This window comes from Protofrankia sp. Cas3 (assembly GCF_963555955.1).
GTDB lineage: Bacteria > Actinomycetota > Actinomycetes > Frankiales > Frankiaceae > Protofrankia.
Window position 1 is genome coordinate 1 of sequence record NZ_CAUVXP010000280.1, and the last position, 2,079, is coordinate 2,079.

The 2,079-nt window shown below is 63.5% G+C and carries 2 protein-coding genes and 1 pseudogene; all 3 read left to right on the plus strand.

The window, feature by feature from the left end; translation table 11 throughout:
* Positions 1-844: Fic family protein (locus U9983_RS27085; protein WP_322756729.1), on the plus strand; the 844-nt coding region annotated here is incomplete at its 5' end.
* A gap of 268 nt (positions 845-1,112) precedes the next feature.
* Positions 1,113-1,304 (plus strand): annotated as a pseudogene (locus U9983_RS28215) (ATP-binding protein); the annotation flags it as partial.
* A gap of 9 nt (positions 1,305-1,313) precedes the next feature.
* On the plus strand, positions 1,314-1,511 hold the full coding sequence (locus U9983_RS27090) for a hypothetical protein (RefSeq protein ID WP_322756730.1): 198 nt from the start codon (positions 1,314-1,316) through the stop codon (positions 1,509-1,511).
* The last annotated feature ends 568 nt before the right edge of the window (positions 1,512-2,079 follow it).

The window sequence follows — 2,079 nt, forward strand, 5'->3', positions numbered from 1 at the left end:
GCCCAGCATCGACGTGCGTGAAGTGCAGAACTACGTGCATGCGCTGGAGCACGGCCTCGCCCGGCTACCGGACCTGCCGGTCAGTAAGCGCCTCCTGTGCGAGATGCACAGGCTTCTGCTGGTGGGTGTTCGAGGGCAGGAGAAGACACCTGGCGAGTTCCGGCGTTCGCAAAACTGGATCGGGTCGCCGGACAATCAACCCGAAACAGCGTTGTTCGTGCCGCCCACCATAGAGAACATGTGGCCAGCACTCGACGACTGGGAGAAATACGTTCACGAGGCGCGGCCTGAGCTTCCGCTGCTGGTCCGTACAGCGCTACTTCACTACCAGTTCGAGACGATCCATCCTTTCCTCGACGGCAACGGTCGCCTCGGCAGGCTTTTCATCGTCCTGTACCTCGTCGAGCAGGGTCTGCTACCCGCGCCGCTGCTGCCGTTGTCCGCACAGCTGGAACGTACGAAGAGCCTCTACATTGAGCACCTTCAGGGAGTACGTGAGCGCGGTGACGTGCAGGGCTGGCTCCGCTTCTTCCTCTCCGCCGTGGCGGATCAGGCGAACCGGTCCGTAGAACGAGCCGAGAGAATGACGGACCTGCGTGAGCGTTACAGGTCAAAACTGCGTGGGAACCGCAGCAGGGCAGGAGAGGTAGTGGATCTTCTCTTCGGAAATCCGGTCCTCACCACTCGGTTCGTCGTCTCCCATCTTGGCGTGACATCACAGGGCGCCTCGCACCTGTTGCGGCAACTCACCGAGCTCGGCGTCCTTCGTGAGGACGGCGACGGCCGGCGCGGTGTCCGCGCTCGTTGGTACGCGGACGACGTCCTCGAAGTGCTCGAGCTGTGACAGGAGCGGGTCGTTCGGCGGACACTCCACACCACGGGCGACCATGATCTACCGGCGGGCCAACGGGGAGCGGACCTCCGAAGTCACCTCCGGCATGTCCGCTCGGCTCGCCAAAGGCCAATGGATGAGCTGAGAACCAGCTACCCGCCAGGTGAACGCATCGTGCTACAGGCACGCGGCGTGGCACGAGAGGCGAAAGGCGGCTCAGCCACAGGACCGTGGGCATCCGAGAGGCCCGGCCCCCGACTCCGGCGCTGGAGATCATCCCGTGGCGCGGCACCCATGTCGTCACCGTCGTCTGGACAATCTGCTCGTCGCACCACCGCACCCGCGCAACCCGTTGATTGCGGATGCATTCAAGCGAACGGGAATCGTTGAGCGGACCGGCCGTGGTATTAACCGGATCTTCGAGGAACAACTGCGATTCGGCCACAACCCTCCTGGCTACGGCCGGACAACCGATTCAAGCGTGGTCGCTGTACTCCCTGGCAGCCCCGTGGATCTCGCGCTGACACCGTATGTCCTGGAGCAGGACTCAGCCGGCCATCCGCTGCGGTTGTCCGACCTCCAGGTCGTCACAGAGCTCTTTCATGAGCCTCGCCTCGGGGTGGCCCAGGTGGCAGGCCTGTTGCAGACGAGCGATTCCGAAACGCGACACCTACTATGAGCGACCTCGCATAACTAATGCACAAATCGACGATCAGCAATGCGGCGTGCCATAACTAAGCAACATGCGCGCATTAGACCGCCGAGCCTCCATGATCTTTCAACACTCCATCCGAGCTCGGGTGGCCGAGGTCGCGGGTGCGATGTCGGCGCGGCTGGTTCGGATCAGCCCTCGCTCCCCGGAGGGTCCGAGCGGGGCACCTCGAACCTGGCGGGTACGCGGCGGGCACGAAAGCGGAAAAACGGGCCTCAGCCATAGGAACGTCGGGGTTCCAGGGGGCTCGGCCCCTGGGCGGATATTGCGGAACGACCTGGTCAGACCCTGTCTGACACACTTCGCCCGGAGTGGAGCGGGCGACGGGAATCGAACCCGCGTTGCAAGCTTGGGAAACCTGTGCGGTTACCGTTGCTGACCTGGTCCAAAGCACTCCCGCCCAGGTCAGCAGCGATCCAGCTCTCGCCAGAGACCACAGATCAGACCACATGCCGACCGTTGCTACTGGCACGCGAATGGCACGCCGAGGGCCGTTGATCCGTAGTTTGCTCCGGATCATCCGTGGACGTCCGCG